Origin of the sequence: Pedobacter sp. ok626, from assembly GCF_900100435.1 — a bacterium.
Classification (GTDB): domain Bacteria; phylum Bacteroidota; class Bacteroidia; order Sphingobacteriales; family Sphingobacteriaceae; genus Pedobacter.
Genome location: NZ_FNEX01000004.1, coordinates 192,256 through 211,433 on the forward strand (window position 1 = coordinate 192,256; position 19,178 = coordinate 211,433).

The following is a 19,178-nucleotide window of genomic DNA, read 5'->3' on the forward strand; positions in this document are numbered from 1 at the left end:
GACGGTTTTGGGCCGAATTTTTAGAAAAAAAAAGCTACCTCTTTTGAAGGTAGCTTTTTAATATGGTTACAGTAAAAACTGTTGTTTTAGCTCGCTAATACTTTCGTTACTAAGTCAGAAGCATCTTGCAATGCGATAGCTGAGTAAACTTTCAATCCTGACTCATCGATCAGTTTTTTAGCTTCTACAGCATTTGTACCTTGTAAACGGCAAATGATAGGAACTGGAACATCACCGATTTCATTGTAAGCATCAATAACACCTTGAGCAACACGGTCACAACGTACAATACCACCAAAGATGTTAATCAAGATGGCTTTTACATTTGGATCCTTAAGGATAATGTTAAAACCAGCTTTAACAGTTTGTGCATTTGCAGTTCCACCTACATCAAGGAAGTTAGCAGGCTCACCACCGGCAATTTTAATGATGTCCATAGTTGCCATAGCTAAACCAGCACCGTTAACCATACAACCAACGTTACCGTCAAGTTTTACATAGTTAAGGTTTGATTCACTTGCTTCTACGTCAGTAGGATCTTCTTCCAATTTATCACGCATTGCTGCATAATTAGGATGACGGAATAAAGCATTCTCGTCTAAATCTACTTTAGCATCAACAGCGATGATTTTATCATCAGATGTTTTTAATACAGGGTTGATTTCAAACATAGCAGAATCAGTGCTGTCGTATGCTTTATAAAGAGCGGTAATAAATTTTACCATTTCTTTATGAGCGCCACCGCTTAAACCTAAGTTGAAAGCGATTTTACGTGCCTGAAATCCTTGTAAACCAACTTTAGGGTCGATTTCTTCTTTGAAGATCAAGTGTGGAGTGTGTTCAGCAACCTCTTCAATGTCCATTCCACCTTCGGTAGAGTACATGATGATGTTTCTTCCGGTTGAACGGTTTAACAACACACTAACATAAAATTCTTTGGTTTCTGAAGCTCCTGGATAGTAAACATCCTGCGCAACTAAAATTTTGTTAACCTTCTTTCCTTCAGGACCGGTTTGAGGAGTTACCAATTGCATACCTAATATAGCGGTAGCTCTTTCTTTAACCTCATCCAGATTTTTGGCTAATTTTACGCCTCCACCTTTACCGCGTCCACCAGCGTGGATTTGAGCTTTAATCACAACCCAGTCGGAGTTATAATCGGTTTTCATTTTTTTAGCAGCTTCTACAGCCTGCTCTACCGTGTCGGCTACTACACCTTCTTGTACGGCTACTCCAAAACTTTTAAGTATTTCTTTACCTTGATATTCGTGGATATTCATTATGCTGAAAAAATTTGTTCAAATCTACAACTTCAAAAGCCTTTAAACAAATAGCGATTACGTTTTTTTAGAAATGAAAGGTTTAATTCTACATAAACTTCCCTTGCAGAACCCCACTCACGATTTGAGTGGGGTTTAGACAGAATCTGACAACCGTTTGCAAGGGCTAGGGAGCGTAAAAAATATTTTTTTTGAATCTGTAGATGGAAATTGCCAATAATAAGGCCATCAAAAGGTACAGGTTTGGTTCAGCCATACTTTGAGTTTCTTCATCAGGATCCAGATTTTTATTCCCGGATAGAATCTGCTTTTGCTTTTTTAATAAAGCCATCTTTTGTGCTTTATTTTCTACAACGATAAATGAAGTCGATGGAGACAATATTCCACTTATTATGCTTTGTTTAACCAGTTTAAAATGAGGATGGTTAGATGGACTCGGATTTAAGGTGTTTCTAATCCATATGCCCTGAAGGTTTAAGCCGGAAAGCCATGATTTTTTTTCGGTTTGTGACTCATCAGTATTGGGCTTAGTGCCAATGACTATAGAAGGCTGATTATCCTTTGGTAAATAAGCAATGGGATTTTTAGGATTTGGCCAGGCATATACTGGAATTGAATTTGAGACTGTTGTGGCCGAAGATAATCTTGACTTTGGATTTGTACTTAAAGTATGTATCCATAGTTTATGGTTACCATCTAGCTCGTAGAAATTTGAATTTTCGGGATATGTTATTTTAAAATCTAAAAAATCATTTTGCATAATTGCATTTTCTAAGCCATTGGTAAGTACAATCATGATTGGAAATGTACAACCGTTATTTTTGTAATTATTCGCCAGAATTTTTTTAATAGTGCCTTCAAGATAAAATCCACCATCGAATGGCTGTCTGCTCAGTTTGGTTTTCCAATCTTCGCTCATTAGACTTTCAGTAGAATAGGAATTTGTTAGCTGAAGTCTGATGTCCTCTTTTTTAATGTGATTGTTGATTATAAAGTTTTCAATTCTAGCGCAGTAACTTCTAATGTTTTTTGCTTTGTCTTTAGAAACGTCGATAATTAAATGATATACGGGTTTCCGCTTAACCAATTGTAATTTGATTTTTTCATTTGGAGGTATATAGAAAGTATTGTTAATTGTTTCAACCTTAGTGGGATTATTGGGACGGGTATTACCCATGGAAACAGTTTCTCCATCAAAATTTAAAGTAACGGGCTCTTTATGAATAAAAGTTATTCGACTTTTTCTTACTTCTTTAGCTGCGAATGGAAATATTTTGAAAGCAATTTTATTTCCTGTCAGATAGTATAAAATTCCGGGGTCTCGGTTCTCATTTCTAATCTGCGAAAAAATCCAAAGCGCTGATTTTTTTTCGGTCAGTATTCCGTGTTCTCTTCTATTCTCGATATCAAGGTAGTAATTGCTAATCCAGCATCCTTCTGGTAAAGTAAATTCTATTTCATAGCTAGCTAAGTTTGTTGAATCAGGATTTGTTAATTCTAAATCTACCGAACTGATCCATGCTTGTTGTTTTTCATCAAACATACTCCTGCTTTTTATTTTCGATAGCTTAATTGTGCTAATGAAGCTGTTTTGAACAGTCGCTGTTTGTTTGATCGCTTCCCCGAAAAATATCTGCTCTAAAGTGTTAATTTTTACGTCGGATAAAATCATGTTATTTAAGACTAGCCAATTATAGTATGGGGTGATAAAAGGCGTGTTGTCATTAGAAAAGGATGTGTTGCGACCTTTATTTTGCTTGATAATCGTCAGTACATTAGATAGTGATTCTCGATCAACAGAATAGCTTTTTGAGTAATCAGGACTATAAACATATTCCAATGCACTGTTTAAAATTGTTTTATCTCTCAAATTAAGACACGTAATAGTAAGTGGTATGATGCTTAAAGAAGAAATGATTCCGATAGTAATTTTTGTTAGAGAATAGTTTTGTTTTAGATATTGGAATTCTTTGTAAAGCTCATTGGTTTGAAGAATGAACAAAAATAAAGGGGCTAGCATCAAAAAGCCTATTCCTATTGCGATAACAGCGATAATGGCAAGCGGTAAATAAGGTAGGAATATTAAAAAGAAGTAAATGGTATAAGGAAAACAGATTAACAATCCAAAAAAGCGAATTAAACGATAGACGTTATTTTTAAATGGTGGTAAACAAACTAATATTCCATTTATGCTAGCAATAATGTAAAACCAAGGATGTTTAAAGTTTCCAAAAATGGATTCGCCTAATCCATTTTTTATTGAAATTAGGCCGTTGTTAAAGCAAAGTCCGAGTAAAGGCAACAGCAAAGCAATAATTATTTTCCAATAAATAGCATGTTTTAACAGCCAATCTGATTGTAAGTTGGTTAAGTTGTAAATCGCTCTACAAATGAAGAATAAAAATAATGTCGATGCTACTATAAATAAGATAATTAAGATATGGGTTCCAAAAGAATTCTCTGGATTTCGCCATAGTGGTAGAATAATTTGAATAAACAAATAACTAGCTATTGGAACCGATATTCCGTATATAAAGTTTTGCCATATATTGATTGTTTTAGGTTTGGGGCTTGAAAGAACAACCAATACAAAAAGAGCATGCGCCAAAGTTGGCATTAAGAAAGTTCCAGGATAAAAGATGGCTTCTGAAGATATCATCCAATTTGGAATATTGTTTGGGATAACTATGCTGCTGTATTCTGCATAACAATAGAGTAAAGAAATATAGAATACCAGAGCTAAGAGGGCATAAAATATAGAAATGTTCTGTTTCTTAATCACGCAAAAAATGATATAGCCTAATTGAAGAGCGGTTAACGCGATTAGGGCTAAAGAAAATTTACACCATAAAGTCTTACTTTCAGCAGTTAAAAGACTTTCAATGATTTTATAATTGCCGAAAAAAATTATAAATAATAAGGTTACAGGGAGGATGTTTATTAACAATAACCACCTTGAATTAAGCAAGTTTTTCATTTATAGGAGAATATTTAGTGAGCAGATAATTCTGTGTTTTATAGAATAGAATGAGAAAAAATAGGTACACAAATGTTCCTTCTGCCTGATGTAACCAGGGGCCAACTTGTAGCTGAGGTTTTATCAACTTATTTAAGAGAATAGCGATGATGATTCTTGAGGTGTTTACAAATAGGGTAAGGATCCAGCTTAACAAAAGGCTTAAGGGGATTAAAAGGTACTTGCCCCCTCTGTTGTGAAAATGATTTAGACTAATAAAATAACCTATAATGAAGCTTAGTATCAAGAAATTAAATCCAGAACAGGATTTCTCTATTAAAATGTTAAGATCTTGATGGAGAAACCCTAAATCATTTAGAAATGTTCCTGGCGAGTTTGTTAGGACTGAAATAATTTTGTCGGTAGGCAATAAGATGAAAAATAAATCATTTGCATCCATTTGGGTATACGCAATTTTGAATATTCCAAAGAGTAAAATTCCCAAGATGTAATGAAAAGTGTTTTTTTTAAAGTCCATATTTTTTATTTCTTATTCAGACCAAAATACCTAGCCGTGTTCCAATCCGGCATATTCCAGGATAACCAGGTCACTTTTTGATATCGCTCAGCGAAGTAGCCGATTCGTCGATCAAGTCGCTTTTGAAATTCATCATTTGGTGTCAGCAATACAGCCTTTGGGTTTTTTAGATCGGGGATTGAACAGGGGTATAATTTAGCCCTGTTTTTATCTAAAACGGGTAGTGTTTTGTCTGATAATGAAAACAGGTAATCAAGATCGATACCGGAGGGGCTTGTATAATTGATATTGTATTTTGCAATGAGTACATCCCAGTTTACCGTGCTAAATAGGAGTAGTAAGGAGAACCATATATGTCCATTGATCTTAAAGAGATAGAATAGCGTTTTTTGTTTGGCTACTTTAATGTAGACTGTCGAAAGTCCAATTGTACAAAGTATTGCAAATATCAATACACCAATTCTTTTATGTGTTAAGCCTTGAAATTCGATATAATAGCCATCGCGGATAAATACGGAGATGATAAGAATACAGTTCTGGATCATCCAGGTGAAAGCGAGGATTTTTAAAGTTTTGCTTTTGCTGTAGAAATTTAGGTTTCCTCTGAAAAAATAAAGAATTACAGCCATTGCCATAATAATGCTGAAAATTAATGCATTAGTTCCTTTGTGTAAATCTGCGGAGAAGTTGCCTGAAGGTTTGTAACCAAGCCATAACGTTGTAATGTCAATTAGATTTACGGACAGCAATAAAAGATTTAAAGCTATAAATGAAATGATGCCTGTGATGTATTCGGTTTTAAGTGCTAGTTTTTTAGTCAACAAATTAGGGCTGAATGTCTGAATCATTTCACGCCATATGGTATGGCGATTGGGTGATTTTCTGATCCTTTCTAATTTTTCAGTGCTTTTTGATTCAACGTTTTGCAAATTATGATTGAAAAAAGTAAAGAGAAGACCACCGGTTATTATCGCGCCGAGACAGAAATGTAAAAATCGAACTAGTGTGATGTCTTTGAAAAAGAAACTTAAGATGTTACCTAAAAAATCGGATATATTTTGAACGAGGGTATCAATATAATGTGCAAACACATCATTTGCGATCATGTAGGTGACGGTAAAAATCCAAACTATTATTATTGGAATAAAAACATATTTGGCGAATTTTAGAATTGGTCGCAGATTAAATTTCCCAATACTAACTGTCGATAAGCTTTGAATAAAATTAAAAGGTAAGGTGATAAATTGTAAAATTGTCGCAATAGCGGCCGTAAATACTGTTCTGATTTGCGGATAGTGGCTAAAACCCACAAACAAAACCAAGCTGATGTAGTAACTAACAATTGTTAAATCTGAATTGTTGATTACAACTAAAATTGCAGCTAAAAGATGTGCCGCTGCATAAATTTTAAACTTGAAACTTTTAACAATATCCTTATTGAAGTAGGTGATGGTAAAGACGTATAGACTATAAATTAAAAGATTCAGTGCTAATCTTTCTGTCCAAAACAGATAGTTAAATAATAATCCCCCAAAAATGGTTGATAGGACCAAGAAATTCGATTTGTTTTTCATCAGAATATAATTTGATTTTTAATGGTTATGAAGCTATCATGAGTAATCTTTGTTGCTGTTTGTGAGAGTTTACTCATGATGGTTTTATTTTATTTAGTTATTGAAAGTGCTTTGTATTTCAAAGTGTATGGATAAAAAAAATTAGATACCTCTAATCATTTTTTCTAAAGCATCTAAGTGCGCCTTAAATGCATGTCTTCCAAGCTCTGTTATGATATATGTTGTATTTGTTTTTTTTCCAATAAATGATTTTTGAACTTTTAAGTATTCGGCCTGCTCAAGGGTGTTTAAATGGGAGGCAAGGTTACCATCAGTTAACTCCAGCAATTGTTTTAGTTCATTGAAACTAATGCTATCATTAACTATTAATATCGACATAACCCCCAGTCTGATTCGGCTGTCGAATATTTTATTGAGGGCCTCTATTGGGTTCTTCATTATTTAGCCCTTTCATATTTAAAGTACATCAACATACCATAAAAGATATGAAGAACACCAAATCCAATAGCCCAGAAATAAAGACCATAGCCGATATAAAACATGGCGATTAGTCCCAGTATAATTTCACAGAAGCCTAAAAAACGAATATCTGTATAAGTGTATTTGCTAGCGTTAATTAATGCTAATCCGTAAAAGAGCAAGCAAGAAGGAGCGATTAATCCATAAGTGCCAGGGTGAACAAAAAGTAAGGCGATTATAAACAATCCGCCCGAAAACAATGGGATAGCTAAATTCAACAATAGATTTTTTGTAGTTCTGTCCCAAAATGGAAGTTTCTTTTTTCTACTCTGTCTAAATGTTAGCAATAAGCCTCCAATCAGGGCAACAATTAGAACACCCAAACCTATTTTTATTAGGTTAAATTCCAGGTCCAGTTCTGAAGAACCATATTTATAAGTACCATCTATAAAATCTGCTATCTCTATATGGGCCAGATAAGCACCAACCAAGGCTGTAAAACCAGCAAACACGCCTGATAATCCGCTTAAAGAAATAAATCTGGATGAACGGTCCATCAACTTTTTGATGTCGTTCAATGCACTGAGTTGTTCTTCTTGGTTGTTCATTTTAAAAGTACTTTGTTTTTCAAAGTTACTTTATATTCATAAACTTCCAAATAATATTTAAGATTATTTGTTGTGGCATATTTGTTAAACCTTGCCTGATGTTTTTGTAAGTTTGCAAAATGCTAAAAGCCACAGGTATAAAAAAAGCTTATGGAAACCTGCCTATATTAAAAGGTGTGGATTTTGAAGTGTCAAAAGGTGAAATTGTAAGTATTATAGGTGCATCAGGAGCTGGTAAAAGCACGCTTTTACACATTCTGGGCACATTAGATAAGCCTGATCATGGAGAAGTGGAGTTGAAAGGAACTAAAGTGAGCAAGCTTTCGGGTGAGTTGCTTAGTGTTTTTCGTAACCGTAATATAGGTTTCGTATTTCAGTTTCATCACCTGTTACCAGAGTTTACAGCACTCGAAAATATTTGTATTCCGGCTTTTATAGCCAAAACAGGAAAGAAACAAGCGGAGCAGCGCGCAATGGAATTGCTTGATCTGCTTGGCTTAAAAGATAGGGCAGATCATAAGCCAAATCAAATGTCTGGTGGCGAGCAACAGCGTATTGCAGTAGCAAGGGCGCTTATCAATAACCCGGCAATCATCCTTGCTGATGAGCCTTCCGGTAATTTGGATTCTGCAAATGCCAACGCTCTGCATGAGTTCTTTATCACTCTTCGTGATAATTTTAAACAAACATTTGTTATTGTAACCCATAATGAAGACCTGGCGAAAATAAGCGACAGGGTTGTGACCATGAAAGATGGCTTAATTATATGAGGATATTAATCACAGGCGGGAAGTCGGCCCAAGCTTTAAAACAAGCTAAACAGTTTACTTCAGATAATATCATACTTGCCGATTATGGTGATATGCCTAGTTTTCCATCAGCAACTTATAAATTCCTGTCGCTTGGCGAACGGAACGACGATATCATTGCGCATAACCTGTTAAATCATTGCTTAAATGAAGCTGCAGATGCCATTTTGGCCTTGAATGATTTTGAAACAGAAGAATTACTAAAGTCAAGCGTATTATTTAAGGAGTTTAACATCGATATCCTGACCGCAACTGATACAAACAAACCGACAGCACAATAATGATTTTTGAAAAATACCTACAAGAAAAGGAATCCTTCGTTTTTGAACTAGACAATGTAATTTATCCTGAGAAAGATTACTTCCTCCAAGTGTACTATCTTTTTGCTCAGTTTATTGAGTATGGAGAACAGCTTAATGCAGCTGAAGTTCTTAAGTATATGCAAGAGACTTATCAGGAGGCAGGTGCTGATGATATCTTTGCGAAAACAGCTGCGAAATTCAATATCCCTGAAAAATACAAGGTTAATTTTGATATGCTAATGCATAGCGCACGTTTGCCACTTAAGCTGTTGATCTATCGTGAAGTCTTAAATTTCTTGCAATCTATCGTTTTAGAGCGTAAGCAAATATTGCTATTGGTAAGTGGAAATCCTGCTACTCAACTCAATAAAATTAAACAAACTGACTGGAATGGACTTGAAAAATACCTTACCGTATTCTTTACAGAAGAGTTTGAACCACAGAAAGATGCATTGAAATTGATTCTGGAAAAGCAAGAGTTAAAAAAAGAAAAGGTACTGTTAATTGGAAATTCCAATTTTGCAAAAAGTAGTGCCTCGAAGTGTAAAATAGATTATTTGGATGTAAATGAACTATTTAAAGTCTAATTACGTTTGTAATTAGTCGTATATTTATATAAAATATTTCAAATGAAATCCATCATATGGTCAAGGAAGTCTAATTTCCTTTTATTGCTGCTGGTTATTGTATCCATTTCAGCATGTAAAAAATCTAAAGTAGAGCCAGAACCGGCTCCTACTGTCGTGCCACAAAATTTGGGGCAAAATACTAAGCAGACGCCTACTACAGATAGAACGTACCTCACAAACGATTCATTATTTTTGTATGCTCAGCAAATCTACTTCTGGAATGATGCATTACCTGATTACGATACCTTTGATCCAAGGAAATATAAAACATCGCCAGACATTACTGGGTATAATCAAGAGCTTTTTGACATTACCAGGTTTAAAATAAATCCATCAACAGGAAAGCCTTACGAGTATAATTCTTCTAATCCAGCAAGCACAAGGTATTCGTATATTAATGATATTTTATCTAATAATCCTCAGCCTCTGGCTAGTAATCCGGGAGCCGAAGCAGCTGTTGATCTGGCAGGAAATGGAAATGATATTGGTATTCGCGCGGTTTTTTATTTAACTAGTAATGCTGCTCCGAGACCATATTTGTTATTCGTTACAGCGGTTTATCCAGGTTCTCCGGCAGATAAAGCAGGAGTGAAACGTGGTTGGGTTATTAAAACGGTGAATGGCTCTTCAATTGGCGCTAGTTACGACGGCGAATCGGCGGGTGTACTGGCATCAATGAATGCTACATCGGTAACGCTTACTGGTAATAATTATGCGGATAACGCCCCATTTAATGTAACGCTAAATAAAGCATCTTATAAAAGCAGCCCTGTGTATGCTTCAACGGTGATCGCTAAATCTGGAAGAAAGATCGGTTACTTGTCTTATGCAAGATTTTCTGCATTAACTAACTTTGATACACCAAGTGATCTGAGTTTAGATCCCGTTTTTGCTGATTTTAGTGCACAAGGGGTCACAGACTTAATTATAGATCTAAGGTATAACGGTGGGGGGTATGTGGAATCGGCAACTTATCTAGCCAATTTAATAGCGCCTTCAAGTTTAACAGGAAAGAAGATGTATACCGAAATCTATAATTCTACCATGCAAAGTGGTAAGGCTACAATCCTGTCTCATCAGCCCCTGTTAGATGCTGCGGGGAAAATACGGTATAGGAGTAATGGTGTAATGCTGACTTATGCAGATCTCGATTATTCAACGACTGCAGCTGTCAATAACACTTATTTTAGTAAAAAAGGAAGTGTGAATGGGATAAATAACGTCGTGTTTATCGTTTCTGGAAGTACGGCATCAGCAAGTGAACTACTGATCAATTCATTGAAACCTTATTTGAATGTAAAGTTGGTAGGGACTACTACTTATGGAAAACCGGTGGGCTTTTTCCCAATTGTACTTCAAAACCGATATGAAGTGTATATGTCGCTTTTTGAGACCCGAAATTCGAATAATGAAGGTGGCTATTATAGCGGAATGGTTCCTGATGTAATAAGTACTAATGACACGCCTACTTATTCGTTTGGAGATGAGCGAGATAGTTACACAGCCTTGGCACTTAATTTACTTGTTCCGGGATCGGCAGCAGTGGGTTCCAATAAAATTAGCTCAGTGGATGCAGGAGGTGTGACTACGCAAAGCGTACCATTTAATAGCACAAATTTTAGACCCTTAGATCCAAATAGTGAGTTTATAGGAATGATTGAAACACGAAAAGGCTTAAAATAATTTCTTCTGAAACATTATTGACACAATTGTGTAAATAGCTTTGAAGTATGGCTCTTTTTTTGTTTTATTGTATTATAATAGATTAAAAGCACGTTTAGTTAAGATTTTAGCCAATATAATTATGTTAGGGGAATTAATAGAAAAAGAAGCGATAGACATCAGCCAAATCATTCACGCGGATCAGAATCATACCGAAGAATTAAGAGATAAATTAAATGCTGCACAACGATTAGGGAATGAATTTAAATCTAAAGCAGACATTACATTCAATACCAAGGAAGGACCGAAAACTGTTTCAACAACAGTATGGTCGGTTACATCTGACTATCTTCAATTAAAAAGCGGGATACATATTCCATTAAACAGTTTGCTGGATATAGAATTTTAAGCCTTACTGCTTTTTCATTTGCAGATTTTGGTGAAATAGCCGCTGTATATCACGTTCTTTATCGATGTTATTAATGATCTCTAGAATAGAGTTGCTGGCATCGATAAAGAACGTTTTATTAATATTTTCATATTTATCACTCGCCTTGTGATAATCCTTATGGTCTTCAACGCCAAAATAAATAAAAGGAATATTTTTATCGTTAAAAGCTGAATGATCACTTTGACTGGTCCAGTCATCATGCCCTAATTTTGGGTCATCGTGTCCAAATAACACTTTCACTTTGGGATTAGAGGTGTAAAAGTAATTCTTTAATGAAGGATACTTAAAAGTACCACAGGCATAAAGCTCGGCTTTATCATTGTGACTAATCATGTCCATATTGATGTTCATGATGATCCTATCCAGTTTTACAGGCGGCTTAGCAACAAATGCCTTAGCACCTTCCAAGCCCATTTCCTCTGCATCAAAAGCAGCGAAAATCAAAGTGTGATTGGGTTTGTGACTCTTATAATAAGCTGCATACTTTAACAAGGCTGCAACACCTGAAGCATTGTCATCAGCGCCATTGTATATTTTGTTGTTAATGATGCCCAAATGGTCATAATGCGCAGAAATAACGATTACCTGATCGCTATTGCCTTGAATATAGCCAATCATGTTTATTCCGTTAATAGCTGCTTTATTACCATTTGTAAAAGAAAAAGGTTGTTCATAGCCCTTTAACTGAGCAAATGATGCTAAGCCTATCGCTTTGAATCTATTGGCTAGATATGTTCTTGCCATTTCAGCTCCCTTTGTATTTGTCTTGCGACCTTGATAGCTGTCAGAAGATAGAATTTCCACATCTTTTAACAATTGTTGGTCTGTAGGGAGAGTACCAGCATTTTTTACCGTACCACAACTCAATAACAATCCTAAGGATATCAGTAGGTAAGCATTCATAGGAGTAAATTTCAGCATCATATAAAGGTAAATATAGTTACTGATATACTGGTCATCCTTTTTTTGTAAAACTTATAGCCAACCCCGCTGTTTTAGATTAGTTCGTTAATTGGATATCTAGTATTAATCAAAAAACAATTTAAAAATGGAATACAGGCATTTAGGAAAATCTGGCTTGCAGGTGAGCGCTTTGTCGTTAGGTAGTTGGCTTACTTTTGGACACCAGATTAGTGATAAAACTGCAGATGACCTTATGGGGATAGCTTATGATGCAGGGGTTAACTTCTTCGATAACGCAGAAGGGTATGCTGCCGGAAAGTCGGAAATCGTAATGGGGAAAATATTAAAGGCACACAAATGGGAACGCGAGTCTTTTGTACTTTCCAGCAAAGTCTTTTTTGGTACCGAAAACAAAGGTCCAAATCGGGTAGGGCTATCGCGCAAACATGTTATTGAAGCGTGTAATGGTGCTTTGTCAAGATTACATGTTGATTACTTAGATCTTTACTTCTGCCACCGTCCCGATAGAAATACGCCTATAGAGGAAACTGTGTGGGCAATGAATACACTTTTGCAGCAAGGTAAGATCTTGTATTGGGGTACATCGGAGTGGAGTGCTGCTGAGATTATGGAGGCTATACGGGTCGCTAAACAGTACAACCTGATTGGGCCTACCATGGAACAACCACAATATAATTTGATGGAGCGAAATAAGCTGGAAAATGAATATCTATTGTTGTTTAAAGAATATGGATTAGGGACTACCGTTTGGTCGCCATTGGCTTCTGGGTTGTTATCTGGTAAGTATACTGCTAAAAAAACGAAGAATACCCGATTAGAATTAAAAGGGATGGAATGGTTGAAAGAGGCGGTGCTAAATGAGGAAAAATTAAAGAAGGCGGAGCAATTGCAAACCTTGGCAGATGAGTTAGATGTATCCTTAGCTAAATTATCCCTTGCATGGTGCCTTAAAAATCCAAATGTAAGCACAGTAATTTTGGGCGCTTCAAAAACAGAGCAGTTAGATGAGAACCTGACAGCTTTAGAGGTGTTACCCTTGCTTACCGATGAAGTGATGGACCACATTGAAAATATTGTGCAGACCAAGCCGAAAATAATACAGTTTTAATGGAATGCAAAAAAGACCCGCTCAATTATAGTAGAACGGGTCTTTTCGTGTATTAAATAGGCTTAGTAGTAAGTCAATCTTACGACGCCGGCCATTTTTTTAGCCAAACGAATCACCTGCCTGGTATAGCCATACTCATTGTCATACCATGCGTAAAGCACGATAGACTTATTGTCTTTTGCAATAATGGTAGCAGGGCCATCAATAATAGAAGCGTGACTGTTTCCGATTAAATCAGTGCTTACCAACTCGTTCGAGATCGAATATTCAATCTGCTCAGTTAAGTCACCAAATAAAGACGCTTGTTTCAATATCTCCGAGACTTCAGCTTTAGAAGTTACCTTGTTCAAAGATAAGTTCAATATAGCAAGCGATACATTAGGTGTAGGAACACGTACAGCGTTTCCTGTTAACTTACCACCTAAATGCGGAATTACCTTGGCTACAGCTTTATCTGCACCTGTCTCTGTAATTACCAGGTTTAGTGCTGCCGAGCGTCCTCTACGGTATTTTTTATGGTAATTGTCCAGCAAATTCTGGTCATTTGTATAAGAGTGAACCGTTTCAATATGTCCCTTTTCAATACCAAAAGCATCATCTACTATTTTTAATACCGGAACGATTGCATTAGTGGTACAAGAAGCATTTGACAAAATGGTTTCCTTTTTGAAATCAATGTCTGAATCATTAATACCTGTAACCACATTAGGAATATCGCCCTTAGCCGGTGCAGTAAGCAAAACTTTACTAATTCCCTTAGATTTTAAGTGTTTACCTAAACCCTCACGGTCGCGATAAATACCTGTATTGTCTATTAAAAGGGCATCCTTGATGTCATAAGCTGTATAGTCCACCGATTCTGGTGATTCAGCTTGAATAAAATAAATAGTTTGTCCGTTGATGATTAAAGCCTTGTTTGCAAAATCTTCAACGATGGTACCATTGAAAGGACCATGGATAGAATCCGTACGCAACAATTCACCTCTTTTAATCAATTCTTCATCGCTATAACTGCGGGTTACAATTGCTCTTAACCGTAGTTGTTCCCCTTTACCTGCTTGTAGGATAAGCTCACGGGCAGCAATTCTGCCGATACGACCAAAACCAAATAGAACTACATCTTTGGCTTTCAGACTGATTTTGTCTTTGCCGATGTGTTTGCTTAATTTGTCGACAACAAAGTCATGAATAGAAGGGTAGTTGTTGTTGTTTTCCAACCATTCAGAAGCCAGTCGTCCAACATCCACTCTCGAAGGAGCTAAGTTGCATTTGGCAATGGTAGCAGCTAATTCTAAAGTTTCGTAAATGCTGATGTCCTTTCCACTTACTTCTTTTGCATATTGGTGGTGTGCAAGGATCTCGCTGCTGCCTACATCAAATAAGGGTTTTCGGAATAATACCAGTTCAACAGATCTGTCGAACCAAAGCTGGCCCACGATATTGATCAATTCAATAGCTTTCTTTTCTTTTTCAATCCAGTTTTGGAACTCGGATTGGTACTTCTTTAACATACTATGAAATTTTGGTTAGAATGCTGCAAAAGTAAAAAAGATTGAGTGAGTACCCAATCTTTTTTATTTATATATTTCTTAAATCTTTTTTACCTATTACCCCAGGTATGATTTTAGTATTTTACTTCTTGAAGTATGACGAAGGCGTTGTAAAGCTTTATCTTTAATCTGACGAACACGTTCACGAGTTAAGTTAAATTTCTCCCCAATCTCTTCTAATGATAATGGGTGGTTTGTACTTAATCCAAAGAATAAAACGATGATTTCGCGTTCACGTTCTGTTAAAGTGGACAATGAACGTTTAATTTCTTCTGAAAGTGACTCATTAATTAAGCTGCTGTCTGTATTTGGCTCATGATTTTCAAGTACATCTAGTAAAGTGTTTTCTTCACCTTGTACGAATGGAGCATCCATAGATACATGGCGGCCAGAGTTACTTAAAGTATCAGAGATTTTATCAACTGTAGTTTCTAAGATGTCTGCTAATTCTTCAGGAGAAGGCTCACGCTCAAATTCTTGTTCTAATTTTGAGAACGCCTTACTGATTTTACTTAAAGAGCCAACTTGGTTTAATGGCAAGCGTACAATACGACTTTGCTCAGCTATAGCCTGCAAAATAGATTGACGAATCCACCAAACAGCATATGATATAAATTTGAAACCCTTTGTTTCATCAAAACGCTTAGCTGCTTTAATCAGGCCCAGGTTACCTTCGTTAATTAAATCGCCTAATGTTAAACCTTGATTTTGATATTGCTTAGCAACTGAAACCACAAAACGTAAGTTAGTCTTTGTTAAGCGCTCTAATGCAGCCTGATCTCCTTCCCGTATCTTCCTTGCTAATATTACTTCTTCTTCTGCGGTGATTAAATCCACTTTACCAATCTCGTGAAGGTATTTGTCTAATGATTGACTTTCGCGATTGGTAATTGATTGCGTGATTTTGAGTTGTCTCATCTATATGTTTTGGTACTCGTTATGTGTTTTGAACGTGCAAAAGTAAGAATTTTTAGGGGTTTTAAAAAGATAAATTCCTGAAAATGTTACACTTTACACTAGTATTTTGTATAATGTTTATGCAGCAAAAATTATTCCAAAATACTTTTGTCAGTGTTTTATTTTTTTTACCTTCCTGCTGCAAAATGAGTGATTTATAATGCTGTACATTGATAGATAATTATATACAGTTGATTAGCGTGTGTAACGTTATTGATGGGCGTCAAAAAATAAGGTAATACTTACTAAAAAAAAGAGACTGTACAAATTTGGTACAGTCTCATAAATTCTATCAGAATGTGTGATTAGGTTAAATCTGAAACTTCAGCCTCAGGTGCATTTTTCTTAACAGATTCAATACCATTTTCACGACTTGATTCACTCTCATACATTTCACTGGTCCCAATAACCTGGCCATTACTGGCTTTTAAGTTGAAATACGGTTTGTTATTAGTTGAAGTTTTTCTTTCGAATTTACTGTCGTCTTTTGAGTTTCTTTTAACTGACTCTATGCCATTCTGACAAGCGCCTTTACTAGTATAGCCTTCGCTGGTTAAAATAACCTGGCCATTACCTGCTTTTAGATCGAACTGGAAATCTCCGTTTTTTCTTGTTTTGATTTCGAATTTACCCATAATTTTTTTCTTCGTTAGTTTTTATTAGGTTGACTTTATATCCCAATTTATGAAAAACAAATATTAAAGAGAAAAGATTTTGCTAAATGCTATTTAAATCAAAAGTGCGGTCAAGCCTGATGCCCTTTTCGGTATGTTGTAAAGTGCAGCATTCATTAATGGGGTCATGCTCCAGGTATAAAATGTATTGTTTATCAGTCGCTTCTTGTAGAAAAGCTTTTTTCTCCTTCAATGTTTGCAAAGGAAACATGTCGTAAGCCATTACATAGGGTAGGGGAATGTGTCCAACTGAAGGTAGGAGGTCGGCCATATAAACTATGGTCTTATCTTTATATTGTATTTGAGGGAGCATCATTGCATCTGTGTGTCCATAAGCAAAACGGATATTTATGCCTTCATGAAATTCTACCCCATCTTTATCTGCTACAAATCTAAGTTGGCCACTTTCCTGTATCGGTAAAATGTTTTCTCTTAAAAATGAAGCTTTCTCTCTATCATTCGGATTTACAGCCCAATCCCAATGCTGTGCATTGCTCCAGTAAAAAGCATTTTTAAATGCGGGACGAAGTCTGTCACCAATTCTTATAATTGAGCCACCACAATGGTCAAAATGTAGGTGTGTTAAAAATACATCTGTAATGTCATCTCTACTAAAACCTTTTGCTGCCAAAGACTTGTCCAAGGTATCCTCACCGTGCAGGTAGTAGTGCCCTAAAAACTTTTCATCTTGTTTGTCACCAATTCCATTATCTATCAATATCAGTCTATCGCCATCTTCTATCAATAAACAGCGCATAGCCCAGGTGCACATGTTATTGGCATCTGCCGGATTGCTTCGCTGCCATATAGATTTAGGCACTACGCCAAACATGCCACCACCATCTAGTTTGAATAAGCCTGTATCAATAGTGTGTAAATTCATAGAGTTATATCGGTTGTTTTAGTGTTGTAAATATAATGATAATAAAGAGCTGATGTTGGAGTAGATTTTATTTTCCTTGTAGTTAACTATTGTTGGAGGAGGTTTCGATAAGTTACCGATTGAACAGTAACAAAAAAATAATAAAAATCAAATTAGAATCCAACTATTTTTCTATAAAAGTTGGAATATAGTTGTAGTATACTTGGAGTATAGTTGGAGTTTATCCCTTTGCAGATCTTTCACTAGTAGTTTGGCGGACACTATATCAGAGATATAAAGGAAAATTATCTTTGTTTAGGTTAATAAAAAAGGGTTATATCTTGACGATACAACCCTTTACTTGGAATTTTTTGTTTTTTATAAGTGAATCACTTCACCATAAGCATCAGCAGCAGCTTCCATAATAGCTTCGCTCATTGTTGGATGCGGGTGTACTGATTTTATCATTTCATGACCTGTAGTTTCCAGTTTACGGGCTACTACGATCTCAGCAATCATCTCAGTTACGTTTGCACCAATCATGTGTGCACCTAATAATTCGCCATATTTAGCATCGAATATCAGTTTTACGAAACCATCTTTAGCACCGGCGGCACTTGCTTTACCTGAAGCAGAGAAAGGAAATTTACCGATTTTCAGTTCATAACCAGCTGCTTTAGCCGCTTTTTCAGTATAACCTACAGAAGCTATTTCTGGGCTGCAGTAAGTACATCCAGGGATGTTGTTGTAATCTAAAGGCTCAGGTTTATGACCTGCAATTTTCTCTACGCAGATGATGCCTTCAGCAGATGCAACGTGCGCAAGTGCTTGTCCTGCCACGATATCTCCAATTGCATAATAACCTTTTACCGAAGTATTGTAAAACTCGTCAACAACAACTTTACCTTTTTCAGTTTTGATACCAGTTTCTTCCAGACCGATGTTTTCAATGTTTGCAACGACACCAGCAGCAGAAAGTACGATGTCGCATTCTAAAGTTTGCATACCCGAAGCAGTTTTAATCTGAACTTTACAGCCAGTACCGCTTGTGTCTACAGATTCAACACTTGAAGAAGTCATGATATCAATACCTGCTTTTTTGAAGCTACGTAATAATTGTTTAGAGATATCTTCATCCTCAACAGGAACTACATTGTCCATAAACTCAACAATGGTAACTTTCGTTCCAAGGGTAGCGTAGAAATAAGCAAACTCAACACCAATAGCACCAGAACCTACAACAACCATTGATTTTGGTTGCTCAGGCAAAACCATTGCTTGTCTGTAGCCAATTACTTTTTTACCGTCTTGTTTAAGGTTAGGTAATTCTCTTGATCTGCCGCCAGTAGCTAATATAATACTGGTTGCAGTATATTCTTTCTGAGAACCGTCAGCAGCTTTAACCTCTACTTTATTACCAGGTTTAGCTTTTCCGGTACCCATGATCACGTCAATCTTGTTCTTCTTCATTAAGAATTGAACACCTTTGCTCATGCCATCAGCAACACCACGACTGCGTTTAATAACGGCAGCAAAGTCTGCTTCAGCTTCTGCGGTTTTAATACCGTAATCAGCAGCATGGTTAATATATTCAAATACTTGAGCACTTTTTAATAATGCTTTAGTCGGTATACAGCCCCAGTTAAGGCATATTCCACCTAAAGATTCGCGTTCAACTACTGCAGTTTTTAAACCCAACTGAGAAGCTCTGATCGCAGCCACATATCCACCAGGACCGCTGCCTATTACTATTACATCGTAGTTCATATCTTTAATAAAGGAATTTAACTTAGTAAAGCGCCAAAATTAAAAAAAAATGTTCATTAAATCTGCGT

At 36.1% G+C, this 19,178-nt stretch carries 18 protein-coding genes; 6 read left to right on the top strand and 12 right to left on the bottom strand.

From position 1 onward, the window contains the following. Positions 1-86: 86 nt before the first annotated feature. The 6 genes from sucC to BLS35_RS07355 all read right to left on the bottom strand — a co-directional run bounded on the left by sucC (position 87) and on the right by BLS35_RS07355 (position 7,415). Entirely contained in the window at positions 87-1,280 is a 1,194-nt protein-coding gene (sucC, locus tag BLS35_RS07330) for an ADP-forming succinate--CoA ligase subunit beta (RefSeq protein ID WP_090779337.1), read from the bottom strand. A gap of 166 nt (positions 1,281-1,446) precedes the next feature. Beyond that, positions 1,447-4,257 carry an MSEP-CTERM sorting domain-containing protein gene (locus BLS35_RS07335; RefSeq protein WP_090779339.1) on the bottom strand — a complete coding sequence of 937 codons (2,811 nt, stop codon included), beginning with the start codon at positions 4,255-4,257 and terminating at the stop codon, positions 1,447-1,449. Continuing rightward, entirely contained in the window at positions 4,241-4,774 is a 534-nt protein-coding gene (xrtK, locus tag BLS35_RS28360) for an exosortase K (RefSeq protein ID WP_090779341.1), read from the bottom strand. Before xrtK ends, BLS35_RS07335 begins: the two co-directional genes overlap by 17 nt. 5 nt (positions 4,775-4,779) lie before the next feature. Then, entirely contained in the window at positions 4,780-6,348 is a 1,569-nt protein-coding gene (locus BLS35_RS07345; RefSeq protein WP_090779343.1) for a DUF4153 domain-containing protein, read from the bottom strand. A gap of 141 nt (positions 6,349-6,489) precedes the next feature. Continuing rightward, positions 6,490-6,786 (bottom strand): winged helix-turn-helix domain-containing protein, encoded by a 297-nt coding sequence (locus tag BLS35_RS07350; protein ID WP_090779345.1) that lies wholly within the window; start codon positions 6,784-6,786, stop codon positions 6,490-6,492. Beyond that, positions 6,786-7,415: a hypothetical protein gene (locus BLS35_RS07355; RefSeq protein ID WP_090779347.1), complete on the bottom strand. Its 630-nt coding sequence runs from the start codon at positions 7,413-7,415 to the stop codon at positions 6,786-6,788. The genes BLS35_RS07350 and BLS35_RS07355 overlap by 1 nt, the downstream gene beginning before the upstream one ends. Before the next feature lie 119 nt (positions 7,416-7,534). Between BLS35_RS07355 and BLS35_RS07360 the strand changes: the two genes are divergently transcribed. From BLS35_RS07360 to BLS35_RS07380, 5 genes are all read left to right on the top strand, one after another. Beyond that, positions 7,535-8,185 (top strand): ABC transporter ATP-binding protein, encoded by a 651-nt coding sequence (locus BLS35_RS07360; protein ID WP_090779350.1) that lies wholly within the window; start codon positions 7,535-7,537, stop codon positions 8,183-8,185. Then, positions 8,182-8,505, top strand: coding sequence for a hypothetical protein (locus BLS35_RS07365; RefSeq protein ID WP_090779352.1), 324 nt, complete (start codon positions 8,182-8,184; stop codon positions 8,503-8,505). Before BLS35_RS07360 ends, BLS35_RS07365 begins: the two co-directional genes overlap by 4 nt. Next, positions 8,505-9,113 carry an HAD hydrolase-like protein gene (locus tag BLS35_RS07370; protein WP_090779354.1) on the top strand — a complete coding sequence of 203 codons (609 nt, stop codon included), beginning with the start codon at positions 8,505-8,507 and terminating at the stop codon, positions 9,111-9,113. Before BLS35_RS07365 ends, BLS35_RS07370 begins: the two co-directional genes overlap by 1 nt. A 42-nt stretch (positions 9,114-9,155) precedes the next feature. Continuing rightward, positions 9,156-10,838, top strand: a complete 1,683-nt coding sequence (locus BLS35_RS27480; RefSeq protein ID WP_132225920.1) for a S41 family peptidase — start codon at positions 9,156-9,158, stop codon at positions 10,836-10,838. Positions 10,839-10,959: 121 nt separating this feature from the next. Further along, positions 10,960-11,226, top strand: a complete 267-nt coding sequence (locus tag BLS35_RS07380) for a hypothetical protein (RefSeq protein WP_175459578.1) — start codon at positions 10,960-10,962, stop codon at positions 11,224-11,226. Between the two features lie 3 nt (positions 11,227-11,229). Here BLS35_RS07380 and BLS35_RS07385 read toward each other — a convergent pair whose 3' ends face one another. After that, positions 11,230-12,192 carry a M20/M25/M40 family metallo-hydrolase gene (locus BLS35_RS07385; protein ID WP_254778721.1) on the bottom strand — a complete coding sequence of 321 codons (963 nt, stop codon included), beginning with the start codon at positions 12,190-12,192 and terminating at the stop codon, positions 11,230-11,232. Between the two features lie 124 nt (positions 12,193-12,316). On the opposite strand from BLS35_RS07385, the gene BLS35_RS07390 reads away from it, so the two are divergent. Next, positions 12,317-13,300 (top strand): potassium channel beta subunit family protein, encoded by a 984-nt coding sequence (locus BLS35_RS07390; RefSeq protein ID WP_090779356.1) that lies wholly within the window; start codon positions 12,317-12,319, stop codon positions 13,298-13,300. Positions 13,301-13,362: 62 nt separating this feature from the next. Here the strand turns inward: BLS35_RS07390 and BLS35_RS07395 are convergent, their stop codons facing one another. From BLS35_RS07395 to lpdA, 5 genes are all read right to left on the bottom strand, one after another. After that, positions 13,363-14,811: a glyceraldehyde-3-phosphate dehydrogenase gene (locus BLS35_RS07395; protein ID WP_090779358.1), complete on the bottom strand. Its 1,449-nt coding sequence runs from the start codon at positions 14,809-14,811 to the stop codon at positions 13,363-13,365. A 96-nt stretch (positions 14,812-14,907) separates the two neighbouring features. Next, positions 14,908-15,768, bottom strand: coding sequence for a sigma-70 family RNA polymerase sigma factor (locus BLS35_RS07400; RefSeq protein ID WP_062547391.1), 861 nt, complete (start codon positions 15,766-15,768; stop codon positions 14,908-14,910). 344 nt (positions 15,769-16,112) lie between these two features. Next, complete coding sequence (locus BLS35_RS07405) at positions 16,113-16,442, bottom strand: YegP family protein (RefSeq protein WP_090779360.1); 330 nt, start codon at positions 16,440-16,442, stop codon at positions 16,113-16,115. An 82-nt stretch (positions 16,443-16,524) separates the two neighbouring features. After that, positions 16,525-17,364 carry an MBL fold metallo-hydrolase gene (locus BLS35_RS07410; RefSeq protein WP_090779362.1) on the bottom strand — a complete coding sequence of 280 codons (840 nt, stop codon included), beginning with the start codon at positions 17,362-17,364 and terminating at the stop codon, positions 16,525-16,527. Positions 17,365-17,721: 357 nt separating this feature from the next. Next, positions 17,722-19,110, bottom strand: coding sequence for a dihydrolipoyl dehydrogenase (gene lpdA / locus BLS35_RS07415; RefSeq protein ID WP_090779364.1), 1,389 nt, complete (start codon positions 19,108-19,110; stop codon positions 17,722-17,724). Positions 19,111-19,178: the final 68 nt, after the last annotated feature.

Excerpts from the sequence above, each read along its gene's own strand:
- BLS35_RS07365 (WP_090779352.1), top strand. The coding sequence starts at position 8,182 with ATGAGGATATTAATCACAGGCGGGAAGTCGGCCCAAGCTTTAAAACAA.
- BLS35_RS07360 (WP_090779350.1), top strand. The coding sequence starts at position 7,535 with ATGCTAAAAGCCACAGGTATAAAAAAAGCTTATGGAAACCTGCCTATA.
- BLS35_RS07345 (WP_090779343.1), bottom strand. The coding sequence starts at position 6,348 with ATGAAAAACAAATCGAATTTCTTGGTCCTATCAACCATTTTTGGGGGA.
- lpdA (WP_090779364.1), bottom strand. The coding sequence starts at position 19,110 with ATGAACTACGATGTAATAGTAATAGGCAGCGGTCCTGGTGGATATGTG.
- BLS35_RS07395 (WP_090779358.1), bottom strand. The coding sequence starts at position 14,811 with ATGTTAAAGAAGTACCAATCCGAGTTCCAAAACTGGATTGAAAAAGAA.
- BLS35_RS07370 (WP_090779354.1), top strand. The coding sequence starts at position 8,505 with ATGATTTTTGAAAAATACCTACAAGAAAAGGAATCCTTCGTTTTTGAA.
- BLS35_RS07335 (WP_090779339.1), bottom strand. The coding sequence starts at position 4,257 with ATGAAAAACTTGCTTAATTCAAGGTGGTTATTGTTAATAAACATCCTC.
- BLS35_RS07350 (WP_090779345.1), bottom strand. The coding sequence starts at position 6,786 with ATGAAGAACCCAATAGAGGCCCTCAATAAAATATTCGACAGCCGAATC.
- BLS35_RS07400 (WP_062547391.1), bottom strand. The coding sequence starts at position 15,768 with ATGAGACAACTCAAAATCACGCAATCAATTACCAATCGCGAAAGTCAA.
- BLS35_RS27480 (WP_132225920.1), top strand. The coding sequence starts at position 9,156 with ATGAAATCCATCATATGGTCAAGGAAGTCTAATTTCCTTTTATTGCTG.
- BLS35_RS07385 (WP_254778721.1), bottom strand. The coding sequence starts at position 12,192 with ATGATGCTGAAATTTACTCCTATGAATGCTTACCTACTGATATCCTTA.
- sucC (WP_090779337.1), bottom strand. The coding sequence starts at position 1,280 with ATGAATATCCACGAATATCAAGGTAAAGAAATACTTAAAAGTTTTGGA.
- BLS35_RS07355 (WP_090779347.1), bottom strand. The coding sequence starts at position 7,415 with ATGAACAACCAAGAAGAACAACTCAGTGCATTGAACGACATCAAAAAG.
- xrtK (WP_090779341.1), bottom strand. The coding sequence starts at position 4,774 with ATGGACTTTAAAAAAAACACTTTTCATTACATCTTGGGAATTTTACTC.
- BLS35_RS07410 (WP_090779362.1), bottom strand. The coding sequence starts at position 17,364 with ATGAATTTACACACTATTGATACAGGCTTATTCAAACTAGATGGTGGT.
- BLS35_RS07390 (WP_090779356.1), top strand. The coding sequence starts at position 12,317 with ATGGAATACAGGCATTTAGGAAAATCTGGCTTGCAGGTGAGCGCTTTG.
- BLS35_RS07405 (WP_090779360.1), bottom strand. The coding sequence starts at position 16,442 with ATGGGTAAATTCGAAATCAAAACAAGAAAAAACGGAGATTTCCAGTTC.
- BLS35_RS07380 (WP_175459578.1), top strand. The coding sequence starts at position 10,960 with ATGTTAGGGGAATTAATAGAAAAAGAAGCGATAGACATCAGCCAAATC.